This is a genomic window from Thermoplasmatales archaeon (assembly GCA_014361245.1).
Lineage (GTDB): Archaea > Thermoplasmatota > E2 > UBA202 > JdFR-43 > JACIWB01.
The window spans coordinates 1-2,907 of sequence record JACIWB010000079.1; the positions used below are offsets into that span (position 1 = coordinate 1).

General features: G+C 36.0%; 4 protein-coding genes. 3 read left to right on the forward strand and 1 reads right to left on the reverse strand.

The window, feature by feature from the left end:
- Both rpsK and H5T45_07490 read left to right on the forward strand, forming a co-directional pair.
- Positions 1–255, forward strand: a 255-nt coding sequence (rpsK, locus tag H5T45_07485; GenBank protein MBC7129540.1) for a 30S ribosomal protein S11, incomplete at its 5' end; no start/stop codon positions are given.
- On the forward strand, positions 252–1,031 hold the full coding sequence (locus tag H5T45_07490) for a DNA-directed RNA polymerase subunit D (protein ID MBC7129541.1): 780 nt from the start codon (positions 252–254) through the stop codon (positions 1,029–1,031). The genes rpsK and H5T45_07490, both read left to right, overlap by 4 nt.
- On the opposite strand, the gene H5T45_07495 is transcribed toward H5T45_07490, so the two are convergent.
- Positions 1,026–1,829, reverse strand: coding sequence for an NAD+ synthase (locus H5T45_07495; GenBank protein MBC7129542.1), 804 nt, complete (start codon positions 1,827–1,829; stop codon positions 1,026–1,028). The genes H5T45_07490 and H5T45_07495 overlap by 6 nt on opposite strands.
- A gap of 35 nt (positions 1,830–1,864) precedes the next feature.
- On the opposite strand from H5T45_07495, the gene H5T45_07500 reads away from it, so the two are divergent.
- The gene (locus tag H5T45_07500; protein MBC7129543.1) at positions 1,865–2,884 is read left to right on the forward strand and encodes a carbon-nitrogen hydrolase family protein; all 1,020 of its coding nucleotides are present in this window, start codon (positions 1,865–1,867) and stop codon (positions 2,882–2,884) included.
- Positions 2,885–2,907: the final 23 nt, after the last annotated feature.

Sequence of the window (2,907 nt, forward strand, 5' to 3'; positions counted from 1 at the left end):
GAGCCATCACCATACGCAGCAATGGTCGCAGCCCAGAGAGTAGCTGAGGAGCTAAAAGAAAAAGGAGTGGATTCATTGCATATAAAGGTAAGGGGAATAGGAAGGGGAAGGAGTAAAAGCCCCGGACCGGGAGCGCAAGCCGCCATAAGAGCGCTGGCGAGAGCTGGCTTCAAGATAGGGAGGATAGAGGATGTTACACCCTTGCCACATGATGGATGCAGGGAAAAGGGAGGGAAGCGCGGGAGAAGAGTATGAAGCTTTCATTTATTGAACTGACAGATAATTATGCAAAAATTCTTTTTGAAGATACGACGCCTCATTTTGTTAATTCTATAAGAAGAACACTTCTCTCTGATTTGCCAAAGCTTGCAATAGAAAATGTAAGGATTTATGATAATACTTCTGCTCTTTTTGACGAAATAATTGCCCATCGCCTTTCCATGCTGCCACTTCCAACAAGGCTTGATTTGCTTGTCCCAAGAAATGAATGCACATGTAATGGAAAGGGATGCCCTTCCTGCACCGTTCATTATACCCTAAGCAAGGAGGGGGAAGGAACTGTTTATTCTGGCGACCTGAAGGCTGAGGACGCAATGTGGGAAGTTATAGATAAAAACATTCCAATTGCAAGACTGATAAAAAATCAGCGCATAATATTGGAAGCAGAGGCAGTGCTTGGCACAGGGAAGGAGCATGCAAAATGGCAGACAATATGTGGAATAGGATATAAATATTATCCAGTAATTAAAATAGAGGAAAGATGTAATTTATGCGGGGATTGCGTGCATGCTTGTCCAAGAAATATTCTTGAAATTAAAAATAATAAACTCATGGTTAAAAATGAAATAGATTGCATACTGTGCAAGAGTTGTGAAGAAATATGCAAGTTAAATGCAATAAAGGTGGAGGGGGATGAAAATAGAATAATAATGCAATATGAGACAGATGGCTCAATATCCGCAAAGGAAGCACTGAAGGAAGCATTAAAGATATTGAAGAAAAAATATGAGGATTTAGAGGAAAATCTATAGAGGAAATCTCCAGTCAATGCCTATTGTGCGGAATGATATTTTTGGAATAATCGGGAATTTTCTCTTATGCTCTGTTTTTTTAACCATCCCATATATTCTTTTTACTTCATCCATATTTACTCCTGCTATTTTTGATATTTCTTCAAAACTTTTCTGCCTTTCAAGTCCATACAGTATTTTATCAAGTTTTTCATAGGATATCCCCAGTTCTTTTTCATCTGTCTGCCCTTTCCATAAGCCTGCTGTCGGGGGCTTCTTCAATATCTCTTCTGGAATACCAACATGCCTAGCAAGCTGATATACCTGTGTTTTATATAAATCGCCTATGGGCAGTATATCGCTTGCCCCGTCTCCATATTTAGTAAAGTATCCTATCATGAGCTCTGTTTTGTTTGATGCCCCGCATACAAGAGCATTTTTTGAATTTGCAAATTGATACAGGAATATCATTCTTAACCTTGCTTTTATATTTCCCAATGTGACCTCATCCATCTCGCCGCATGCATTTGTTATGGAGTGAATCATAGGAGATAAATCAATAACTCTGTAAGATATACTCAAAATTTTTGCCATAAGGCGGGCGTGCTCAAAATCTTCAAGAGGTGTAGAGACATCTGGCAAAAAAATTGAATGCACATTTTCATTTCCCACCGCCATGGTAGCCAATTTTGCTACAAGTGATGAATCCACTCCGCCTGATAAGCCAATAACAATCTTTTCTCTCCCGCTATTTTCTTTATAATCTCTTATGAAGTTAAGTATAATATTTAGCACTTCTTCTTCATTTATATTTAGCATAAAAAGATATATTAAAAAAGAATTTATTTCTTCCTATGAAAATTTGCACAGTAAGCATGAGCCCAAAACTGGGAAATAAGAAGAAAAATATTGATAAAATGGAAAAATTTATAAAGAAGGAAGATGCAGACTTATATATATTTGGAGAAATGTCATTGACTGGCTATGCCTGCAGGGAGGAGATTTTTTCCCTTGCGGAAGGAAAGGATGGCGAGTCAATAAAGAAAATTAGAGAAATATGTGATGATAAAGGATTAATCTTTGGAATGCCTTTTGAGGAAAGAAAGGGAATAATATATAATTCAGCTGTTTTTGTGAAGCCAGATGGTGTTGAAATATACAACAAAAATTTTCTTGCAAATTTTGGACCATTTGAAGAAAAATTTTATTTTTCTCCTGGAAAAGACTTACCAGTTTTTAATTTTAAGGGATGGAAAATAGGAATAGCCATATGCTACGATATTTTCTTTCCTGAATTGATAAAAGGAATAGCATTGAAAGGGGCTGATTTAATAGTATGCATATCTGCTTCACCCTCCCTAACAAGAAAGCAATTTGAAAGTGTGCTTCCTTCAAGAGCAATAGAAAATACAGTATTTGTTGCATATTCAAATCTCGTTGGAGAGGAAAATGGGCTTTCTTTCTGGGGAGGAAGCAGAGTATATAAACCAAATGGGGAAATAATAAATAAAACAGAATATTTTAAGGAAGAAAGTGTAGTATGCGAAATTGATATGAATGAATTAAGGGAGGCGAGAATTGCCCGCCCAACTTTAAAAGATACTACACCAGATATATTTCTTGAGCTATATAATATTTCTAGGCATAAAGAAGTTTTTAATGAATATGTAAAAATTGGAATTGAAATGGGAGAAAGAGCGAAAAAAGAAATGAAAATAGAAGAGGTTGATTTATATGGAAATGAAGATGTTGCATTTGGAATAAAAGTTGCTACAGGTTGCAGGGTAAATTTATATAGAAGCAATGAAATAAAAGCAATATTTAAGGGAGATAAAGAGATGGAGATAAAACCTGAAAACAACAAAACTTTTTAATAAGCCTTTGTATTCTATTTAAA

What these genes read in the sequence shown, in the direction of transcription:
- H5T45_07500 (MBC7129543.1), top strand. Translation starts at nt 1,865, where the DNA reads ATGAAAATTTGCACAGTAAGCATGAGCCCAAAACTGGGAAATAAGAAG.
- H5T45_07490 (MBC7129541.1), top strand. Translation starts at nt 252, where the DNA reads ATGAAGCTTTCATTTATTGAACTGACAGATAATTATGCAAAAATTCTT.
- H5T45_07495 (MBC7129542.1), bottom strand. Translation starts at nt 1,829, where the DNA reads ATGCTAAATATAAATGAAGAAGAAGTGCTAAATATTATACTTAACTTC.